18 protein-coding genes are annotated in these 21,860 nt (G+C 41.3%); 11 read left to right on the top strand and 7 right to left on the bottom strand.

The annotated features are described in order from the left end of the window. Nucleotides 1-155: 155 nt before the first annotated feature. Nucleotides 156-542 (bottom strand): hypothetical protein, encoded by a 387-nt coding sequence (locus I8752_RS13915; protein ID WP_214432912.1) that lies wholly within the window; start codon nt 540-542, stop codon nt 156-158. A gap of 469 nt (nt 543-1,011) precedes the next feature. Here I8752_RS13915 and I8752_RS13910 point away from each other — a divergent pair, with 469 nt between their 5' ends. Both I8752_RS13910 and I8752_RS13905 read left to right on the top strand, forming a co-directional pair. After that, nucleotides 1,012-7,026, top strand: a complete 6,015-nt coding sequence (locus tag I8752_RS13910) for a PAS domain S-box protein (protein WP_214432911.1) — start codon at nt 1,012-1,014, stop codon at nt 7,024-7,026. Continuing rightward, nucleotides 7,023-8,006 (top strand): response regulator, encoded by a 984-nt coding sequence (locus tag I8752_RS13905; RefSeq protein WP_214432910.1) that lies wholly within the window; start codon nt 7,023-7,025, stop codon nt 8,004-8,006. The genes I8752_RS13910 and I8752_RS13905 overlap by 4 nt, the downstream gene beginning before the upstream one ends. A 435-nt stretch (nt 8,007-8,441) precedes the next feature. Here I8752_RS13905 and I8752_RS13900 read toward each other — a convergent pair whose 3' ends face one another. After that, nucleotides 8,442-8,741 (bottom strand): RNA recognition motif domain-containing protein, encoded by a 300-nt coding sequence (locus I8752_RS13900; RefSeq protein WP_214432909.1) that lies wholly within the window; start codon nt 8,739-8,741, stop codon nt 8,442-8,444. Nucleotides 8,742-9,308: 567 nt separating this feature from the next. Then, nucleotides 9,309-9,704, bottom strand: a complete 396-nt coding sequence (locus tag I8752_RS13895; protein WP_214432908.1) for a VOC family protein — start codon at nt 9,702-9,704, stop codon at nt 9,309-9,311. Between the two features lie 360 nt (nt 9,705-10,064). Between I8752_RS13895 and hpnI the strand changes: the two genes are divergently transcribed. After that, complete coding sequence (gene hpnI / locus I8752_RS13890) at nt 10,065-11,237, top strand: bacteriohopanetetrol glucosamine biosynthesis glycosyltransferase HpnI (protein ID WP_225895647.1); 1,173 nt, start codon at nt 10,065-10,067, stop codon at nt 11,235-11,237. Here the strand turns inward: hpnI and I8752_RS13885 are convergent. Both I8752_RS13885 and I8752_RS13880 read right to left on the bottom strand, forming a co-directional pair. Continuing rightward, complete coding sequence (locus tag I8752_RS13885; RefSeq protein ID WP_214432907.1) at nt 11,223-12,854, bottom strand: cyclic peptide export ABC transporter; 1,632 nt, start codon at nt 12,852-12,854, stop codon at nt 11,223-11,225. The genes hpnI and I8752_RS13885 overlap by 15 nt on opposite strands. A 244-nt stretch (nt 12,855-13,098) precedes the next feature. Beyond that, complete coding sequence (locus I8752_RS13880) at nt 13,099-13,737, bottom strand: histidine phosphatase family protein (RefSeq protein ID WP_214432906.1); 639 nt, start codon at nt 13,735-13,737, stop codon at nt 13,099-13,101. 352 nt (nt 13,738-14,089) lie between these two features. Here I8752_RS13880 and I8752_RS13875 point away from each other — a divergent pair, with 352 nt between their 5' ends. The 3 genes from I8752_RS13875 (at nt 14,090) to I8752_RS13865 (ending at nt 17,266) form a co-directional block, all read left to right on the top strand. Next, the gene (locus tag I8752_RS13875; RefSeq protein ID WP_214432905.1) at nt 14,090-15,481 is read left to right on the top strand and encodes a carotenoid oxygenase family protein; all 1,392 of its coding nucleotides are present in this window, start codon (nt 14,090-14,092) and stop codon (nt 15,479-15,481) included. 132 nt (nt 15,482-15,613) lie between these two features. Beyond that, nucleotides 15,614-16,264 (top strand): Uma2 family endonuclease, encoded by a 651-nt coding sequence (locus I8752_RS13870; protein ID WP_214432904.1) that lies wholly within the window; start codon nt 15,614-15,616, stop codon nt 16,262-16,264. 243 nt (nt 16,265-16,507) lie between these two features. Beyond that, nucleotides 16,508-17,266: a Uma2 family endonuclease gene (locus I8752_RS13865; protein WP_214432918.1), complete on the top strand. Its 759-nt coding sequence runs from the start codon at nt 16,508-16,510 to the stop codon at nt 17,264-17,266. A gap of 95 nt (nt 17,267-17,361) precedes the next feature. On the opposite strand, the gene I8752_RS13860 is transcribed toward I8752_RS13865, so the two are convergent. Next, nucleotides 17,362-17,931 carry a DUF3611 family protein gene (locus I8752_RS13860; protein ID WP_214432903.1) on the bottom strand — a complete coding sequence of 190 codons (570 nt, stop codon included), beginning with the start codon at nt 17,929-17,931 and terminating at the stop codon, nt 17,362-17,364. 389 nt (nt 17,932-18,320) lie between these two features. On the opposite strand from I8752_RS13860, the gene I8752_RS13855 reads away from it, so the two are divergent. Next, the gene (locus I8752_RS13855; RefSeq protein WP_214432902.1) at nt 18,321-18,794 is read left to right on the top strand and encodes a TspO/MBR family protein; all 474 of its coding nucleotides are present in this window, start codon (nt 18,321-18,323) and stop codon (nt 18,792-18,794) included. A 130-nt stretch (nt 18,795-18,924) separates the two neighbouring features. On the opposite strand, the gene I8752_RS13850 is transcribed toward I8752_RS13855, so the two are convergent. After that, nucleotides 18,925-19,329, bottom strand: coding sequence for an NIL domain-containing protein (locus tag I8752_RS13850; protein ID WP_214432917.1), 405 nt, complete (start codon nt 19,327-19,329; stop codon nt 18,925-18,927). Between the two features lie 269 nt (nt 19,330-19,598). On the opposite strand from I8752_RS13850, the gene I8752_RS13845 reads away from it, so the two are divergent. From I8752_RS13845 to I8752_RS13830, 4 genes are all read left to right on the top strand, one after another. Continuing rightward, entirely contained in the window at nt 19,599-19,943 is a 345-nt protein-coding gene (locus I8752_RS13845; RefSeq protein WP_214432901.1) for a translation initiation factor, read from the top strand. A gap of 138 nt (nt 19,944-20,081) precedes the next feature. After that, a complete protein-coding gene (locus I8752_RS13840; protein ID WP_214432900.1) occupies nt 20,082-20,240 on the top strand; it encodes a YqaE/Pmp3 family membrane protein in 159 nt (52 codons plus the stop codon). Between the two features lie 62 nt (nt 20,241-20,302). Then, nucleotides 20,303-21,070, top strand: a complete 768-nt coding sequence (locus I8752_RS13835; protein WP_214432899.1) for a class I SAM-dependent methyltransferase — start codon at nt 20,303-20,305, stop codon at nt 21,068-21,070. 102 nt (nt 21,071-21,172) lie between these two features. Further along, on the top strand, nt 21,173-21,860 hold a 688-nt coding region (locus I8752_RS13830), incomplete at its 3' end, for an ISAs1 family transposase (RefSeq protein ID WP_214432898.1).

Raw genomic sequence — 21,860 nt, 5'->3', positions numbered from 1 at the left:
TACATAGAGTAAAGGATAAGGACGAAAGGGAAAGGTAATTTTTTTACTTTCGCCTCTCTGGTCGCCATCAGAAATAATCTCCTAATACCAATTCTCTATGAAGATGCACTTTACTAGACACCCCTTATAAAGGCTACTGTGTACACACAAGTCTTCTAAAGTTGTGCCGCAGGCTTTTGATCCCCCCAACCCCCCTTAAAAAGCAGGGCTGTTTCATTCCCTAAAAGACCTTTATTTACAAGCGTATCAGCTAAAAAAATCAGGTCGTTGAATAATCTAATTGGGTCGAAAACCAAGCGATCGCACTTAAATTTAGTGGTTAAAGCAGTAATTTTGCAATTACCAACTACCTCAAATTTTTGGCTGATACTCTTGACAAAATCGTTATCTGAACGAATGAAACAGCCCTGCCTTAAAAAGGGGGGTTGGGGGGATCTACGACGATTTTGGCTTTGTTCCAAAGATGTGTGTACACCGTAGGGAGGATGCGCGACAGCATGGGTGGAGTGTATTTCATGTACTTGGGAATTGCTATAATTCAAAACTATAGATTCCTAACTTTTGAAATAAATTGAGAATATTGTTTATAACCAATAATTTATGATTGTTGTATATTCACAGCACACATATTATTTATCTTGGCTTTCACTTAGCATGTTAATAACAACCTATGTGTCTATAAGCAACATATTTGCTTGACTTTATTAGCTAAAAATATATGGATTTAATAATTTTAAAATTCAAGTTATTTTAAAGATATATAAAATTTTCTTGCTATCTTTTTACATATAAATTAATCTAGCTTTTACAGAAAGACTGGGCGACTTCAGGCAAATTTTAATCTATGCAAATTAATCTATTCAGGAGAGCTTATATCTAATCTGACAATTTTTGCTTAGAAAAATATTTTCCGTAATTGCCCTATGGTGAATAATATTTCCATTATTTATTTTAATTATTTACAACTAACAGTTAGTACGATGATTACTGACAGTGCTGGAGGACGAATCAGTGAGTAGGCAGCACAGACATCATCGGTTCCAATCTGCGAACCTTTTCAGCAAACGGGTATTGCTGCCAATTTTGGTTGGTTTTTTAGTCTCGATCGCGGTAGTTATACTCTGGCAAAGACTATTAATAGAAGAAAAGACCGATATTAAACAACTTATTCAACAGCAAGCGATCGCCATTAAAACAGAATTAACTAGCGAACTGAATTCTCACATTTTGGCATTGGAGCGAATGCAAAGACGCTGGGAAATACACGGTGTCATTCCTCAAAAGCAATGGGAAGCAGAAGCAGCAGACTATGTCAAAGATTACAAAGGATATCAGGCAATCGAGCGAGTTGATTCATCATTGCAGGTACGCTGGATTGTGCCATTGACTGGAAATGAAGCCGCACAAAATCTCGATTTAAGTCAAGAACTTCAGCTAGGGGTAGCACAAGAAGTAACAGGCGATCGCCATCAAACCACTTTAACTCGCACAATCAACCTTATCCAAGGTGGCAAAGGATTTTTAGTATACCTACCGTTATTTGTAGAAAACAAGTTTGATGGATTTATATTAGGAGTTTTTCAGTATCAAGCTTTGCTAGATGCGGTTGTACGCATACCAAAAGGGTACAAAATTAGAGTCTTTGACAATCAAGAGTTAATTTACAGCAATGATTCATCACCGTCAGCGTCAAAGCAAAAGTCAGAGGAACACACTAGCAGCACTCCCCCCTCCCTTGTACAGACGCGATTCATCGCGTCTCTCCCCACTCAAAAATCCCCTTGGCAGCAAGAAGTCAGCTTAGACTTATATGGAATTAAATGGCAAATACAGATTTACCCAACTCCAGAGTTATTAACAAACCTCCGCTCGCCTTTACCAACAGTCATATTGGTTGCAGGATTATTGATTGCTGGGACACTGACTTTATCCATCTATTTTGCCCAAGCAACAAAATTGAGCAATCAGCAAATAGCAGCCATAAATCAAGAACTAGCTCAAAAGATTTTTGACCTAGAACAAACAGAAATTGCTCTGCGTGCTAGTGAAAATCGGTTGCGGCAGTTACTAGAAACAGTCAAAGTTATTCCTTGGGAAGTAGACCTGAAAACCCGACAATTTACTTATGTCGGCCCGCAAGCAGAAGCCTTGCTAAATTATCCCATTGAAGAATGGTATCAGGAAAATTTTTTGCTCGATCGCATACATCCACACGACCGAGAAAAGGCTTTAAAGTTTTGCTCAGAAGTAACTGCAAGAGGCGAGAATCACGAATTTGAATACCGGATGTTAACTGCCGACGGGCGAATTATTTGGTTGCGAGACATTGTAAGTGTAGTTCACCAAGCAGAAACTCCCAGCACACTACGGGGATTCATGTTTGATATTAGCGATCTCAAACTAGTTGAAGAAACCTTGAGATTGAGGGAACGGGCACTTGCTGCTAGCAATAATGGCATTATGATTGCCGATGCTAGACTCGCCAATCATCCAGTTATTTACGTCAACTCTGCCTTTGAAAAAATCACAGGCTATAGTGCTGATGAAGTGATTGGGCGTAATTGTCGATTTTTGCAAGGCACAGATACCGAACAGCAACCAGCAATCAATGAACTACATTCAGCAATCGAAACTGGCAAGAACTGTAAAGTTGTACTGCGTAACTACCGTAAAGATGGCAGCCTATTCTGGAATGAATTAAGTATCTCTCCGATTCATGACGAAAACGGACAGTTAACCCACTTCATTGGCATTCAAAATGATATTAGCGATCGCGCCTTTGCAGAAGCAGCTTTGAGAGAAAAAGAACAGCGTTGGCAATTAGCACTCCAAGGCAATAACGATGGCATTTGGGATTGGAACGTCAAAACCAACGAAGTATTCTTTTCCCCTCGCTGGAAAGAAATGTTGGGTTATCAAGACCACGAAATTTGTCACCATGCCGAAGAATGGGCCAAACGAGTTCATCCAGATGATATAGAAACCGTTGTTTTACTGATTCAAGATCATTTTGCCAAAAAAACTCCTTTTTACATTAGCGAGCATCGGGTGCAGTGTAAAAACGGTAGCTATAAGTGGATACTCGACCGGGGACAAGCACTTTGGGATGAACGAGGAAATGCCGTGCGGATGGTGGGGTCTTATACTGACATCACCATCGGCAAACAAATGGAGGAAGCATTAAAAGAAAGCGAAGCCCGATTTCGGACTATGGCTGACAGCGTACCTGTTTTATTATGGGTTGCGGACACGAATGCACTGCGAACCTTTTTCAATCAAACTTGGCTAAATTTTACTGGACGAGCCTTAGAACAAGAACTCGGTCATGGATGGGCTGAAGGAATACATCCGGAAGACTTGCAAAATTGCCTAGATACTTATTTCAGCGCCTTTGCTGCCAGACAACCGTTTGAGATGGAATTCCAACTGCGTCGTGGCGACAAAGAGTATCGTTGGATTTTGGATACTGGAGTACCGCGATTTAACTCTGATGGTAGCTTTGCGGGGTTTATTGGTTCTTGTGTAGATATTAGCGAACGACAAGCCGCACTGCGCGATCGCAAACAAGCTGAAGCATCTCTGCGTCGCCAAGCCCTGACCTTTGAAAACATGTATGATGGCGTAATTATCACCGATATTAAAGGAAATATTATTGATTGGAATCCTGCTGCTGAGAGGATGTTTGGCTACACCAAAGCAGAAGTTTTAGGTAAGACTCCCAGTATCCTGCACAAACCCGAACAAGCTGCAATACTGAATTCCCAGATTCTCCAAGAAATCAGTCAACAAGAACGCTGGTCGGGTGAAATAGTCTTTGTTCGCAAAGATGGCAAAGAGAGCATTTGCGAAACAACAATACTACCTTTGCAGGACGAACAAGGAGAAACTTTTGCTACCATTGGCGTGCATCATGACATCACAGAACGCAAACGCGCAGAAGTAGCGCTACGCGAAAGTGAAGAGCGCTGGCAACTAGTTATCGAAGCTAACCAAGATGCAATATGGGATTGGAATATCATCACCAATCAAACTTTTTACTCTACCAAGTGGGCTGAACTCGTAGGAAAACCAGCCTATCAACCGATTAGCAACGATGATTGGTTCAACCACATTCACCCTGATGATTACGACTGGGTAATGGCTATTAAGCAAGAGTATCTCACTCGGCAAATACCTCATTATATTGTTGAGTATCGTCTGTGCTGTCATGATGGCAGCTACAAATGGGTACTAGTACATGCCATAGCTCAATGGGACGAACAAGGCAATCCCGTGCGGTTGGTTGGCGCGACCAAAGACATTACTGAACGCGTACAGGCACAGGAAGCACTGCGACGACAATTACATCGCACACTGCTACTCGAACAAATCACTCAAAAGATTCGTCAAAGCCTCGATACTAAAGAAATCTTTGAAACTGCTGCCACTCAAATTGGACGGGCGTTTGGTGTTAGTCGCTGTTTAATCCACTCTTACATTAGCGACCCAACACCACGAATACCCATAGTAGCAGAGTATGTTGTCTCTGGTTACTGCTCCATGCTGAACATGGAGATTCCCATGGCTGACAATCCTTATATTCAACAGTTGATGGCACAAGATACTGCCATGTCAAACGACCAGCTCCTTTGCGTCTACATCTCCCCGGAGCTGTGCGTTGATGCTTTACTCCCAGCGACTGACCCCAGCTGCCAAGAAATTCGTCTCAAGTCGATGCTGTCAGTCCGTACTTCTTATCAAGGACAGCCTAATGGAGCAATTAGCTTACACCAGTGCAGTTATATTCGCCAGTGGACTCCAGACGAAATTGAATTACTAGAAGCAGTTGCTATTCAACTAGGCATCGCTTTAGTACAAGCTCACTTATTAGAGCAGGAAACTCAGCAACGAGAAGAACTCACCTGGAAAAACTTTGCCTTAGAACAGGCAAAACGTCAGGCAGAAGCTGCAAATCGGGCAAAAAGTGAGTTTTTAGCAATGATGAGCCACGAAATTCGCACCCCCATGAATGCAGTTATTGGCATGACTGAACTACTGCTAGATACTAACCTGACTCCCCAACAGCAAGACTTTGTAGAAACAGTTCGTACTAGCGGCGACGCTTTACTCACCATCATTAACGACATTCTAGACTTCTCCAAAATTGAGTCGGGTAAATTGGAGCTGGAAAAACAACCGTTTGATTTGAGAGATTGTGTAGAGCAAGTAATCGACCTCTTAGCCCCGAAAGCAGCTCAAAAAGATATTGAACTAGCTTATTTGATTTATCCGCAAGTGCCCGTGCAGATTGTCGGCGATTTGGCTCGTCTGCGTCAAGTCTTAATGAACCTTCTCAACAATGCTATTAAGTTCACCAAAGAAGGAGAAGTTGTACTGTCTGTACGTGCCCAGAAACTTACCAGCAAAAGAGCAGAGAATTTCACAGAAATTCTATTCACCATCGAAGATACAGGTATTGGCATCGCGCCAGAGAAAATGGAGCGGTTATTCCAACCTTTCACTCAAGCAGATGCTTCCATGACTCGACAATATGGTGGCACAGGACTAGGACTGGTAATTAGCAAACGATTAAGTGATATGATGGGCGGCAGCCTTTGGGTTGAAAGCCAAGGTTGTGTCGGTGGTAATCCTTCTGCCAAATGGCAAGGTGAAAAGCTAGTCTCATCAACTCACCTTTGTTGTGGTTCTACTTTCTATTTCACTATTACTGTCCCAGTGGCTGCTAATCCAGACTCAGGTGAATTTTACACTTCCCTAGCCCAACTTGTTGGTAAACGCTTGTTGATTGTGGACAACAACCCCACTAGTCAAAAAATACTGAAGATGCAAGCCGAGTTTTGGCAGATGCAAACTTGGACTGCCAATTCTGGGGAAGCAGCTTTAGCTCTACTTAACAAGGGAATGCAGGTTGATATTGCTATTGTGGATATGCAGATGCCCAAGATGCACGGTCTAACCTTAGCTCGTAAAATCCGTAAGCATCCAGGATATGAAAATATACCTATAGTTATATTGACATCTTTGGGAAAATCCGATAACTACCACTTTGATGATGTCGAATTTGCTACCTGTTTAAGCAAGCCTGTTAAACAGTCTCAACTTTACGATATTCTTGCCCATACTTTAGGCAACCAGCCATTGCGAGCTAGTGTCTCTCGTCCTCATCCATCTGGGGTTGGTTCCCATGGATTAGAACAACAGTCACTGCGGATTCTGCTAGCAGAAGATACAATTATGAATCAAAAAGTTGCTCTGCTGATGCTAAAGAAAATTGGTTATCAAGCAGACGTAGTAGCCAATGGTTTAGAAGTACTGGAAGCATTACGACAGCAACTATACGATGTAGTACTAATGGATATCAATATGCCGGAAATGGATGGACTGGAAGCAAGCCGGAGAATTTGTCAGGGATGGGAAGTCAGTTCTCGTCCCTATATTATCGCTATGACTGCCAATGCAATGCGAGGCGATCGCGAATCCTGCCTAGCTGCTGGTATGGATGATTACATTAGTAAACCCGTTCAAATTAAAGAGTTAACTCAAGCACTCAGCAAATGTCGTCCCCGAATCAGTGCAAAATTATTTGATGGCGGCAAGCTGGTTAGTGAAAGCGTTCACAATAAACCAACAGAAGCGCAAAATTCTGCAAAATCCCAAACTAAGAATTTAGAAATCGCTACAATCGATACTAAAATTCTGCAATCTTTGTGCAACATGGTAGGAGGAAAAGTAGCATTTGCAGAACTGCTAGAGTGTTATCTGATAGAAACCCCTAAGCTCATACAAAATATTAATGCAGCAGTTACAAATCAAGATGCCCAGACTCTATGGAAGACCGCCCACAACCTCAAGTCTAGCAGTGCGTCTGTAGGAGCAACCAGCTTATCGCAGCTCTGCAAGCAGCTAGAAACACAAGGACGGAGTAACAATCTCCAAGGAATTGGAGAAATCTGCTTGCGACTTCACAATGAATTTGAGCAAGTCAAAACTGCTTTGCAAACAGAACTAGAGAAAGAGGTAAAATGAACGCCGTTCTGCAAACAGACCAATCTTTAGTTCTAATAGTTGATGATGAACCATTTATTCGGACGCAGTTGCGACTTTCTTTACAGTGCGAAGGATATCGGATAGCAGAAGCTCAAGATGGTAGAGAAGCTTTAACTGTTTTTGAGAAACTGCACCCCGATATAGTACTACTTGACGCAATCATGCCGGATATGGATGGATTTGATTGTTGCACGCAGTTACAGTCTCTTGATTGTGGTAAGTATACTCCAATTTTGATGATTACAGGATTGGAGGATCGAGAATCAGTAGACCGTGCATTTGAAGTGGGTGCAATCGATTACGTGACTAAACCAATTCACTGGCCGGTTTTGCGTCAGCGGGTAAGACGTTTAATTCAGCAATCTCAGTTGCAGCAACAGCTAGAATCAGCTAATCGAGAGTTGCAGCGATTAGTGACTATCGATGAATTGACTCAAGTGGCTAATCGCCGACGGTTCGAGGAGTATTGTGCCCAAGAATGGCAACGTATGGCACGGGAACAACTGCCGCTGTCTTTAATTCTTTGCGACGTTGATTTCTTTAAATCATATAACGATACTTATGGACATCAGGCAGGCGATCGCTGTCTTCAAGAAATTGCCAAAGCGATCAAAAATACTGTTAAACGTCCAGCGGATTTAGTGGCCCGTTATGGCGGGGAAGAATTTGCTGTAATTTTGCCTACTACAAATCCTGAAGGTGCTATTGTTCTGGCTGAGACAATTTGCTCTGCTGTCAAGATTCTAGAAATTCCTCATTGCAATTCACTAGTTAGTTCTTATGTAACTATTACTGCTGGGGTGTCTACCGAAATTCCTGAGCCAAATTCTGATTTTCAAGCAATGATTACCGCAGCCGATCGCGCATTATATCAAGCAAAGACAGAAGGACGCGATCGTGTTAAGCATTATAACAAGCAATCATCCTCTACAATTCCCATTTACCCTTTTCTTCCATAATTTTTAAGACTGAAATTTATAGCTGGGGACTGGTGACTAGGTGATATCGTGTCCGGTTTATTATTAAGAGGGCAGGGGAGCAGGGAGCAGGGAGCAGGGGGAAAGAGGGTTTCCTAGTTTTTGCACGTGGGAATTATAACTAATTAGGCGGACATGATATGAAAAGTCTTTTTGTGTCTAGGTTTGATCGTCTGTTGATGTTCTAACACTACGCTAACGCAATCGACGGGAACCGCCCTTCGGGTTCGCCACTTTGCCAGACGCTCGAAGACTCGCTAACGACGCAAAGCGCCAAGACGGCAAGTGGACTCACCAAGACTGCGATCCCTTCACCGCAGAAGCGTCTACAGCACTTAGCCATACTTTATTTATAAAAAAAAGTCAGACTATTTGTCTGACTTTAATCCTTTAAATAAAACTCTTCAGTTTTAAAGCTTAGTAACGCTTGCGGAAGTTATTATTGCCTCGGTTACCACCAAACGAACCTCTGTCTTCTTTGGGTTTAGCCTTATTTACTTTCAAATCGCGACCCATCCATTCAGCACCATCAAGGGCATCAATGGCAGCTGCTTCTTCAGCCTCTGAACTCATTTCCACAAAACCAAAGCCGCGTAAACGACCTGTTTCGCGGTCAGTAGGTAGCTGAATCCGTTTTACAGAACCATATTCTGCAAAAACGGCATTCAAGGCATCTTCAGTAACTTCGTATGAAAGATTGCCTACATAAATTGACATAAATTGTCTCCGAATTCATTACTGTGTAGAGATTTGGATTTCGGAGAAAAGTCTGTAAATACCAAAAGGGAAAAGCCTATCAATACTAAAAACAAACGCCGTCACCGAATTCACTCTCACTACCCAGTATGACACAGCAACAATACGTTAGGGAATAAAGCTTGAGAAATGTTATAAAAAGTTACATTAGAAAATGAGCTAAAGCGCATTTAATTTTCAGAAATACTCATAGGGTTCTTGACCGCTGACTATTGAACGCCAATTGTTTCAACGGGGAGCGACTACCTCACCGCCAAGACTGCAACCCCCTACCGCAACGCACTGACTCCTGTCAACAGTCAACTTTGGTCAATGTGCAATTTAAAAGCCTAACAGCTTATAGCTAAGGGTGTACTATAACAAACAGTATCATACTTAATTAAAAAATGACTAATTTTTACGTAATATTGCTTTATTGTCTCTGCAAAAGAAATATTTTTAGTTTCCTATATAATAGCAATTCATCAGTTGAAAGTCGATCGAAGAAAAACAAAGGGCAGAAAGTAAAAATAATTACAAATTAATATCTCACTTTCCTAAGAATGCATAGCATACAACTTCAATGTTGTGACCATCTGGATCTAAAACAAACGCTCCATAGTAATTGTGATGATAATAATGAAGTCGTAAACTTGGTGCACCATTATCTGTGCTACCCAGTTTGACCGCTGCTTCATAAAAAGCGTTGACTTTCTGGCAGGATTCAGTTGTGAAAGCAACATGAATTCGTGGAGTATTAACCTGCCCATCAACAATCCAAAAATCGGCTTTTCCATTAGTGCCAAAACCAGCCGCATATTTGGAACCAGTTTCGGTTGCATCGTACTCTATGAGTAACTTATATCCCAGTGGTGCTAATGCAATTGTATAAAAATTCTTGCTTTTTTCTAAGTTACTAACGTTAATCCCAATGTGGTCGATCATAATTTTTATCCTTACATAATGCCTATTTGTTAGTGAGTTAGTGACAATTAGAGATAGTGTTAATTTATATATTTAGAGTTTTATGAATACATCTGTCTGAAGATTAATGAATTTTCTCTTAGCTTCTTTAGCAAGAGATAATAACTATTAAATATCGTGGTTTTGCAATCATTGATGGTATTGAAAATTTCAGCACACTTTGAAAGTATAGGAATCATATTTGATTTTTGAAAAAAATCAGTATTCCTCTACCTCCCTTGTTTCCTGTTAAGAGTTCCCTGCCTACGCAGATAAATTCAGGAATCAAAGCGGATTCCTATAGATAATATTTATACTTGGAGACTAAATGAAGGAAAAATCATGGTGGCGTTACATCAAGTGACAATGATTAATCTCTTGCTGTTAATCCTCTGTTTCTCAGCTGTATTGTTTTACGGTTATGCGATTTATGCAGCGATCGCTTTTACTAATCGCTCTGATACTACCGATCCCGATTTTCATCCAGCTGTTACCATCCTCAAGCCGATTTGCGGATTAGACCGCAATGCTTATGCAAACCTCGCCTCATTTTGTCAACAAGATTATCCAGAATATCAAATTATTTTCGCTGTACGCGATCGCCAAGACCCCAGCATTGAAATCGTCGAAAAAATTAGCCAAAATTTCCCCAATTTAGATATTAACTTGGTTGTGAGCGATCGCATTATTGGGGCAAACTTGAAAGTGAGTAATTTAGCTAATGCTATTACCATTGCTAAACACGAAATCTTACTCATAGCTGATAGCGATATCTTAGTGGGTAGAGATTACTTGCAACGAGTCATTCAACCTCTAAAAGATGAAAATGTTGCTGTTGTCACCTGTCCTTATCGTTCTTCCGTACAAGGATGGGTAGCTACTTTAGAAGCAATTAAGAATGCTACCGATTTCCATGCAGGTGTTTTAGTCAGCAATCAAATGGAGGGTATAAAATTTGCCTTGGGTTCTACAATAGTCATCCGCAAACAAGTACTAGAAGCGATTGGCGGATTTGCAGCAGTAGCCGATTGTCTTGCGGACGACTTTCAACTTGGCTACTTACCAGCCCAAGCAGGTTACAAAGTTGTGCTATCTAACTATGTAGTTGAACATGTCTTGACTACCAGCACCTTAGCTGATGCCATTCAACGCCAAATCCGTTGGGCGCGTTGCATCCGCGTTTCCCGTCCTTGGGGTTATCTCGGACTAATTTTTACCTACGGTACAGTTAGTAGTTTGCTGCTGTTGACGACCGCAGAAAATTCCATATTAACTTGGAGTGTACTAGCGATCGCTTGGTTGATGCGGTTGATAATGGGCTGGGTAGTTGGGGTCAAAATTCTCCAGGACGCAGTCGCCAAAAGATTTTTGTGGATTATTCCTTTTAGCGATTTAATTTACTTTGCCATCTGGGGCTATGGTTTTGTGGGCGAGACAGTTGAGTGGCGGGGACAGCGGCTAAAGTTGACCAAAGAGGGTAAATTGGTACTTCCCCAAGAATCATTTATTGAGTGAAGTTTTGTCATATTCTACTTTGCCGTAGTTCAGTTTGATGATTCGGTCTGCTAGATGAAAATAGCGATCGTCGTGGCTAATAGTCACTACTGTTTTGCCTTGTTCCCGCAGTTCTGGTAATAGCTGAGTGTAGAATATTTCCTTAAAAACTGGGTCTTGGTCGGCTGCCCACTCGTCAAATAAATAAATTGGTCGGTCTTCTAGATATGCTGTGAGTAAAGCCAGTCTTTTGCGTTGTCCTTGTGAAAGAGCAGTGGTAGAAAGCCTGCCATTTTCAACTTTTACCTTATGGTCTAATTGGAGTTGCTTGAGATATTTTGTCGCTCGCAGATCCAAGTCAGCATTTTCTAAGCCTAAAAGTTCTTCAAATAAATAAAAGTCAGAGAAGACCACAGAAAAATGCTGGCGATACCATTCTCGATTTTGTTCGGTAATTTGTTCTCCATCGAATAATATTTCGCCATTTTCTGGAATGTAGAGTCCAGTAATTAGTTTCGCTAGCGTTGATTTACCACTGCCATTGCCACCAACGATGAATACTATTTCTTGAGGATAAAGTGTTAGGTCAATGGGCCCAAAGAAAAAGCTACTATCTTCTCGGTCTCGATAATAAATATGAGTAATATCATTTAGTTGTAAACTGTGCCACGAAGACTTTAAAGCAGGTGGAACAGTCGATAATTCAGAGCGACTAGCCAAAGATAAACCCAGAGAATCTATCTTTTGCAGGGCAATACTAGCTTTGCTAAACAAAGGAAGTTTACTAATAATGTTGTCCATAGGCAACAACAAATAAGTGAAGGTTAAAATATAGCCAGAGAGCGTTTGAGGGGTAATTTCTAGGAGATTCGGTAGTGCGAACAATACAAAACCGAGTGCAAAAAAGAATACAAGTTGACCCCAGCTAGAAGTTGCAGCAAAAAGACTCAGACCAGCAACATTGTGACGACGGTACTCAGTAGCAGTTGATTGTAATTTATTGTCTAGAAATACTTGCCGCCGCCTGTAGTGTAACTTGAGTTCTTTGACTCCTTGAGTAATAGTACTTAAATGTTTAAATAGTTGGTCTTCATCTTCACGAGCTAGAGCCAGCAATTTTTCTCCTCTATTTAACAGCCACATGCAACTAGCGATCGCTACCACAGTTAGACCGATAACCATCAGCAGTACCAACCAAGATAGCCAGGTAATATAGGCCACGCAACCCAGAACAATTGCCAGATTAATAAACAAAAAAGGCATTTGATAAACAGCATTGGCAACTGCTTGAACATCTTCTGTTAGGGTTGCTAATAGTCTGGCGTTTCCTAAACCTTCGAGATGACTTAACTCTGCAAATAGAATCTGCCGACTCAAACGCATCCGTAATTGCAAAACCGCATTTTGAGACAGGCGAATCAGCATCACTTGTGAAACGATACTAGTAATCAGAGCAATTATTGCTAGCCCGACAAAACACCAAGCTATATATGTCAGACGTTCGGAAGCATTTTGAGTAGCAGCATTGCTGATTAAGGCTATTAGTCCAGCGCTACTGCCGCCACTGATAAATCCAGTGACGATCGCGATCGCCACCATCCCCCAAGAAGAACGCAAAAGAAAATAAATCAAATTCATTACACACACCCAGACCCAGTTGGACAAAACAAAAAATGAAAATCTCTTTTTCTATGTCCCATGCCCGATTTCCACAACAGTTGTTTGCCAACTAATTAAGTTCGCACTTCTAGGGAAACTCCACATCTTACCAGTTTATCGCTCGTCTAGCCAGCTAGGAACTTCAAACTACCTAATCCCTCTACCTCTTTGCTCCCATGCCTGCTCCCCCTGCTCCCCCCGCTTCCCCTGCTCTCTTCTCCCCTCACGTTCCTGGTAAATTTCGCAAACGCTCATCCAAATGAGTGCGGTCTGCTAAAGCTTTTAATATCGGCCCGTGTGAGGTAAACTCTACAATGCTGACCGACCCAACTGGGCATCCCAAACGAAAACGGAAGCGTCCGACATCAATCCCTAGCAAACTACACAAAATAATTCTGATAGTTGCTTTGTGAGAAACGACCAACACGTTGCCATTGCTGTAAAGATGCTTAATTTCTTCAACTACCTGCATAGCGCGAGAAGCAATTGTAATTGCCATTTCCCCACCAGTTGGCGCATACCAAGCTGGATCGGCCGACCATCGAAGATAATCATCGTGATATCCTTTGCTAATTACTTCTGGAGTTTTTCCTTCCCATTTTCCATAGTTAATTTCCTTTAAACCATCCCGCAGTTGTGGTTCCATCCCGATTGCTGTATACAGAGGTTTTGCTGTTTCCACAGTTCGCTGCATGGGACTACAAAAAATAGCAGTCCAAGGAAAAGAACTGTATGTAGATGCAAAAGCCTTTGCCATATCTAAGCCTTCTGAGGTAAGTTCTGAATCTACAGAGCCACAAAAAGCATTCTTAAGACTGCATTCTGTCTGACCGTGACGGAGTAAGTAAAGATTTAAACTCAATGTTTTTTCTCACTGACTTTCAAAGGAACTAGTACAACAAGGCAAAAGTAAAAAGAAAAAACACTTATGTCGTCAGCTTTTTACTTATTTCAGATGGTAGCTTTATTTTCGCGCCCGATGTACTAGAGATAAAAATGTATTGCGAAGCCCAGTCCTGACTTTTCACGGTATGTGGAAAAGTCAGAGGGTGTGGGGTGTAGTCAGGCTTTCTTGTTTTCCCCACCCCCTACCCCCAGCCTTAACGAGGGTTTGAAGACTTCCCGTGAAAAGTCAGAAACCCAGTCAAAGCGATCGCTAATATATTTAAAAAAGTGCCACTATTTCAGATTTACTTGCTTACAAACCCAACATTATGCTAACAACAGCAGTCAATCCTTATCTTGATGGCAACTTTGCGCCTGTCCGTGAAGAAATTACCGCTGATACTTTATCAGTCATAGGTGAGCTACCTCTTGAATTATCGGGAATATTTGTGCGAACTGGCTCTAATCCTCAGTGGCCACCCATCGGTCAGTATCACTGGTTTGATGGGGATGGGATGTTACATGGCGTGAGAATTAGCAACGGCAAAGCTACCTATCGCAATCGCTACGTACAAACAGCAGGATGGAAAATTGAGCGCGCAGCAGGTAAGGCTATCTGGACTGGACTATCAGAACCACCACAGATGGATAATCCCTACGGCCCTTCCAAAAATACTGCTAACACAGCTTTAGTCTGGCACGCAGGACAACTTTTAGCGCTGTGGGAAGGGGGCGCGCCTTATGCCATTAAGGTTCCAGAACTAGAGACAATTGGCGAGTATACCTACAATGCTAAATTGACTTCTGCATTCACTGCCCACCCAAAAGTAGACCCAGTGACAGGAGAGTTATTATTTTTTGGCTACTCTCTATTTACACCACCATACTTGCAATACAGCATAGTTTCAGCCCAAGGTGAATTATTGCGGACAGTGCCAATTGACCTACCAATAGGGGTAATGATGCATGATTTTGCCATTAGCGAAAACTATACGATTTTTATGGATCTGCCACTGACTTTTAGCTTAGAACGAGTGCAGCGGGGAGAACCTATGCTAATGTTTGAGAAAAATCGCCCCAGCCGCTTCGGCATTCTTCCCCGTCATGGCGACAACAGCAATATCCGCTGGTTTGAGAGTCCAGCTTGCTTCGTACCTCATACCCTCAACGCCTACGAAGAAGGGGACGAAATAGTATTAAGCGGCTGTTGGATGAAAGATTCAGGACTTCTAGAACCAGTCCAGAGTGCCGAAGAAAGCAATAGACTGCTTTACCAATGGCGATTCAATCTCGTCAGCGGCGCTGTTCGAGAACAGATGCTAGACGATGTACCTATAGAATTTCCTCGCGTCAACGAACAGCTATTGGGACGGAAGACGCGCTATGGTTACACAACAAGAGTAGCTAATAATCCGATACTTCTGTTCGATGCCCTAATCAAATACGATTTTGTGAGTAACAAGTCTGAGACTCTCGAATTCGGACAGGGACGTTATGGCGGCGATATTGTCTTTGTACCGCGTCCTGGTGCAACAGTTGAAGATGATGGTTGGATTTTGACTTTAGTCCACGATGAGAATTCACAAACCTCTGAATTATTAGTAGTAAATGCCCAAGATGTGACTGGCGAACCTGTAGCGCGGGTGCTGATTCCCCAGCGAGTACCTTATGGGTTCCACGCTGCTTGGATTTCTGAAGAACAGTTGGATAATTCTGTTTAGGTATGTGGATTTAATCAAAAGTCAGTTTTATCGGATGCGTTACGGATATTTGTCCTAACGCACCTAAAACAGTAGTAAAGCATTAGTGAACTGAAGTAACCTAAATTTAGCAAGCTGCTGGGAGTGGAAATAATGTTGTTGGAATTAAAGCGCATCTATGTACCACCTGGACAAAGAGTGCTGCTGCGAGATGTAACATGGCAAGAATTGGAAAGCATTTTAGAAGAATTAGGAGAACATCGGGCAGCACGAATCGCTTATGACAAAGGAATACTAGAGATTATGGCTCCATTGCCAGAACATGAAGATAACAAAGAAATTATTAGCGACTTAGTTAAAGCCCTACTGGAAGAGTTAGATATTGAGTTTAGATGCTTAGGTTCTACCACTTTCAAAAACCAACTTATGGCTCAGGGTATAGAACCAGACCAATGTTTTTATATAAAAAATGAATTAACAATTCGTGGTAAGAAGCGGTTAGATTTAACAGTAGATCCGCCTCCAGATTTAGCTCTAGAAATTGATATTACTTCTCGCACTCACCCTAATATTTATCAATCATTAAAAGTGCCAGAGCTTTGGCGTTTTGAGAAAGAGAAGCTCCAAATTAATATTTTGCAAGATGGGCATTATATAGAGTCACAAGAAAGCTTAAATTTTCCTGGTTTACCACTGATTGAAGTTATTACTCAATATCTGGAGCAAAGTAGAACAGCAGGTAGAAATGCAACACTCAAAGCTTTTCGTTTTTGGGTGCAGCAGAGCAGACAGCAGAAAAACTAAAGTCGAACGCAGCCATAATTTTAGTGAGATTGAAAAGCGATCGCTCTAAAAAAATTTAAGTTTTTCTAGAGGGCGATCGCATTCTATTTTAATTACCTTACAAGTTCAAATAAATTATGCAAGTACTGTTGCTCTAAAGCATTAAATCAATCTCGAACATTAGTAATAACAAACTTATTAAATTAAACTTCTAATGTGAAAATAATATTAGGTGACTCTTTTCATAATTTCCAGCAAGCCATCATGTATCAAACCGACCCGCCGCGTCCTCCTAAAGAATTTCTACCCACTATGTATGACCTTCCCAGCGAAGATTTAGAGGAACCTGGTTTGCCTGACGAGTATCACCTTTTACAACCCCAGCTACTAAGAGAAACTTTTTCCCCCATTAATTATCCTGAAGACCGGGTATTTGTCGCTTCGGATTTAAATCTTTACTACGATGTGCGTCATCCCCTCTGGTACAAACGCCCCGACTGGTTCGCAGTTGTGGGCGTACCGAGATTATATGAGCAACAAGAACTCCGCTTGAGCTATGTGACTTGGCAAGAAGGTGTTAATCCCTTTGTGGTGGTAGAGTTGCTCTCACCAGGAACAGAAAAAGAAGATTTGGGGCAAACTCTGCGTGATGCTAATCAACCCCCAACAAAGTGGGAAGTCTATGAACGTATTTTAAGAGTGCCTTACTATGTAGTATTTGACCGTTACACTAATTATTTACGAGCATTTCAGTTACAGGGTAGCAGTTATATAGAGTTAGAATTACCCCAATCGCGTATCTGGATAAATGATATTCAGCTAGGCTTAGGACTATGGCAAGGTGTTTATCAAGGAAGCGATCGCCAGTGGTTGCGGTGGTATGATGCTCTGGGTAACTGGATAGGGACTCCCCAAGAGCGGGAAAGAAAACAACTAGAAAAGCAAAAGTGCAGAACTGAACGTTTAACAGAGCAATTACGTGCCCTCGGAATCGAACCAGATTTTGGTGACGACCAAGAGTAATTCCTAATTAAGAAACTTCAAACTTGATGTAGGTTTCTACATGCTTATCTCTTACATTCTTTTTGCAAATTGATATTAGCTACTATGGTTTTTTGCTAGTGTTTATGCACTTGTTCCAGCAACCATATAGAAGCAATAGTACCTAAAAAGTTACCAGTAATTGCAGTGATATTTCCCAACATCACGAACACATCAAGCGCTCGAATAATTTTGTCAGGGTCAGTAATTGCTACTCCTGGAGGTTGGGATATAGATTTAGCCACCAGTACTGCTATAGTAGCCCCAGAGCCTAAAATGGCTAATAAGATTCCTACTAAACTCACGATTATTGCCAGTCGAATGGTTTTAGTTGTATCTGCCTTACTAGGATGCAGAGCTGGATTAAGATTTTCTAGACTCTTGCCTATGCGAGTATAACGATAATCCCAATACACACCAAATAACAGCACTAAAACTGCACATACAGCCCAAAATATACCAACTCCCAGACCTGGATTTGCTTGGTCGGTAAAGCCACGACCAGTAGCGGCAAACAACAAAGCTATGCCAGAAACTACTGCAATCCCTAATTGTGCCCAAAAAGCAATCCAACCTGTTAAGCGAATAGTATTACCGATTCCTTTAGTTGCTGGTGCTAGCGAACGCACTTCTGATTCAGTTTGCATATTCATTCTCTTTAAAGTTTCATCAGCGTTTCCCCATTTTTAACAGTATTTCCATAGCTTGACTTATACCCCCATCCGCAGACACAATCATCTTACAATCTTGCGGCATAAAATCTTAGCTGAAGTAGAGAGCAAAGGGAATAGGGAGTCCAGGAAATAGGAGAAAGAAGCGAATTTGTCTTGCTGTTTTCGCCTTTACCTCTGTGCCTTGTGCCTTCTGCTTTTCAAAGTCCTGCCAAATGATATTGTGTTATCAAACTCAAGGATGATGAGTAATTAAAAGTTAAGTTACAAAATCGCACTATAAACAATGATATTTAACCGATAGGCAAGCCATATTTAACGACAAGCCTCTTCGAGTCTAAGCAAAGGATACAAGGATAAGGGCTATGATTAAATCTTGGATGGTGATTGGAGGCGTAGCTTTTTTAATTGCTTTGGGGGCTAACTTGATTACGCCAGGCGATCGCAAGTGGTTCAAACGCTTACAAAGACCCAATTGGCTAACTTTTGAAGCAGCAATTCCAGTTATCTGGACTGTAATATTTATTTGCGGTGCTTGGTCAGCTTATATTGTTTGGGAACGCAATCCAGGAACCAACACAACTTGGCTGCTGATGGGTTTATATGCGCTTTTAGAAATTGCGATCGTTGCCTACACGCCTGTGATGTTTCGGCTTCGCAGTCTCAAAGCAGGCACAATTCTTGGTGCGATAGGTTTTATTATCGGTGTTTTATTAACATTCATAGTCTTAACTATTTCTGGTTGGGCAGCACTGTTACTAGTTCCTTTTTTGCTTTGGAGTCCAATTGGTACTTATACCACTTGGGAAATGAAGCGCCTGAATCCTCAAGATGCTTAATGCAAAAAGGGGCAAAGGCGAAAACTGCAAGAAAAACTAGCTTCTTTCCCCTATCTCCCCATCCTCTTCTCAATCCTTGTCGCTCTCATTTTGACTTAACTTGAAGTTTGTTAACGGATGACAAAGAGTTTTAAAGGTTAGTGGAAATCGCCTGTACGGGACAGGTGGGAATACATTGTTCGCAAACAATGCAACGCGATCGCGTGAATGTTAATTTATATGTTTCTGGATGCAAGGTAAGCGCTTCCGTCGGACAAACACCTGTACACAAGCCACAGTGAACGCACACATCTTCATCGATGGCTATTTCGCCTAGCGTAGAGGAAACGGTGATATGCCGCGATCGCATCCACTCGATAGCTGCATCTAACTGATCGATGTCTCCTGATAGTTCTAAAACTAGCTTGCCAATTTGATTTGGGGCAACTTGGGCGCGAATAATACTTGCTGCTACGTTAAATTCTTTTGCCAATAAGTAAGTGACTGGCATTTGAATGGCACGTTTGGGAAAAGTAAGGGTGACTCGTTTTTTCACAGCTTTGAAGAAGTTAGGAGCTAGAAAAATACTAACGCTTTGATTCTGGCTATTATCAAGATGCGTAAAGCAGCTGACTATTGGAAAGACTTGGGTTAATCGCGTCTCTACTCTTAACTCAGCACTTTGCCATAACACTAGCAAACAGAGCAGCTTTGGTCAGTTAAACTGAATCCCCAAGAGAGTTGTATGCAGTCCTAAATCTTCTCACCCACGTTAAACTTTAGAGTGAAGTGACTACTGCCTCTGATTTTTCCTGAGTATTCAATATGTCTTCTTCCAAACCCAAGTCCTCTGAAAACTTTGTCTACCGCGAATTTGGTAACGACAACTCTGCTGCCACACAAAGACCAATTCCGGAACTACCCCCACAGCAACAAAATCTTAGAGTCCAAGCTACCCGCGCTGGACGCAAAGGTAAAACGGTTACAGTGATTAGCGGTTTTCAAGCTAAACCAGAAACCTTGGCAGATTTAGTCAAACAATTGAAAACTCAGTGTGGTACTGGTGGCACAGTCAAAGATAATGAAATTGAAATTCAAGGCGAGCACAAACAGAAAATTCTCGAAATTTTAATTAAGCTAGGTTACAAAGCCAAAATTAGCGGTGGTTAATTAAGTGCGGTTTACCACATCTCTACAGTGCTGTTTAGCCATAACGGTAATGTTATTGTTGAGATGTACAAATTAACTTGAGCACTGGCGAACAACTAACTATACAATTGCTCAAATTAATATCAACAGGAGGATAAAATGGATTTAGTTCGGATTCTTTGTGCCATTTTCCTACCACCTCTAGGGGTATTTTTGCAAGTAGGTTTCGGTATGGATTTTTGGATTAATATACTTTTGACACTTTTTGGTTATATTCCTGGAATTATTCACGCAGTTTGGGTAATAGCGAGAAAGTAATTTTGCATCAAAGTTAGATTGAGTTGCTTGCTCATATCTACCAAATTACTGAGTAAAAGAATATGACTGATGCCCCTTTGAGAAAACAACTTCACGAAGAGAATCGATTGTCTTGGAATGAGGCGACTAGGGCGCACAATAGCCACAAGGGAAACCAAGCGAAGTTTTTTCGAGAAGGGGACAACACACTTTTTCCAGAAGAAAAAGAACTCCTAGGAAATATTACTGGTTTATCAGTGGTTCATCTCCAGTGCAATTCTGGTCAGGATAGCTTGAGTTTGGCAAGGCTTGGAGCAATTGTCACTGGTGTAGATATTAGTGATGAAGCTATAGCTTTTGCCCAAAAACTATCAGAAGAATCTGAAATACCAGTTAATTTTTATCGCGCAGATGTTTTCGATTGGTTGGATGAAACAGCTAACAAAAAAGAACTGTTCGATATCGTATTTTCTTCTTATGGAGCAATTTGTTGGATATCTAATTTGAGTTTATGGGCCAAAGGAATTGCTGCAATTATCAAATCAGGTGGACGCTTGGTTATTGTGGAATTCCATCCTGTAGCAATGATGTTTGATTCGGATTGGAGCCACAAGTTTCCTTATTTTAGCGGCGGTAAACCCCTGACTTGGGAAGATGGGATCGGCGATTATGTAGCTATTTCTAAGCAGGGATTGGCTTTATCAGAGTATGAAACTGGGATTGAGAATTTTCGCAATCCCTACCGTTCTCATGAGTTCCAGTGTTCCAGTGTTCCAGTGGAGTATTGGCGAGATAGTTACAGCATTATTGCAACAGGGCGAACGCATCTAAATATAGTATATATATACTAAGAGATTGAGAAAGATAGCGATCGCTCTGGGGTATGGAGGTTGAGCAATGAGGCTGTGATGGTAAAGTCATTGTAAAAGTAGAAGAGGAAAGTCTCAAAAAGCGTGAAGCTCAAGCCCAAAATCACGATTACTGACCACTTTGCACAGATGGAAGATCCAAGAGTAGAGCGGACAAAACGACACAAGTTAATTGATATTCTAAGCATTGCAATTTGTGCAGTAATTTGTGGAGCAGATAGTTGGGTAGCAATTGAACTGTATGGCTGCACAAAATATGAGTGGTTAAAAACGTTTTTAGAACTACCAAATGGCATCCCGTCGCATGACACATTTGCAAGGGTATTTGCACAAGTGAATCCTCAACAATTTCAAGAATGTTTCTTGAACTGGATGAAATCAGTACAGAAGATCACGGATGGTGAAGTAGTGGCAATTGACGGGAAAACTTTATGTGGTTCTCATGACAAAAATAGTGAAAAGAATGCAATCCAAATGGTAAGTGCATGGGCAACTACAAATAAATTAGTGTTGGGGCAGGTGAAGGTGGATGAAAAATCAAATGAAATTACAGCAATTCCCGAATTATTAAAGGTTTTAGAATTAACTGGATGTATTGTAACGATTGATGCAATCGGATGCCAGAAAGAGATAGTGAAGTTAATTACGCAACAAAATGCAGATTATGTAATTACTGTAAAAAAGAACCAAGGTAATCTGTATGAGTCAGTAGAACAGCTATTTAAATTAGGGATAAGTACAGGTTTTCAAGAGTTTAAACATAGCACATATA

It is taken from the genome of Dendronalium phyllosphericum CENA369, from assembly GCF_016056275.1.
Taxonomy (GTDB): Bacteria; Cyanobacteriota; Cyanobacteriia; order Cyanobacteriales; family Nostocaceae; genus Dendronalium; species Dendronalium phyllosphericum.
This window is presented reverse-complemented; position numbering and strand designations above follow the sequence as displayed.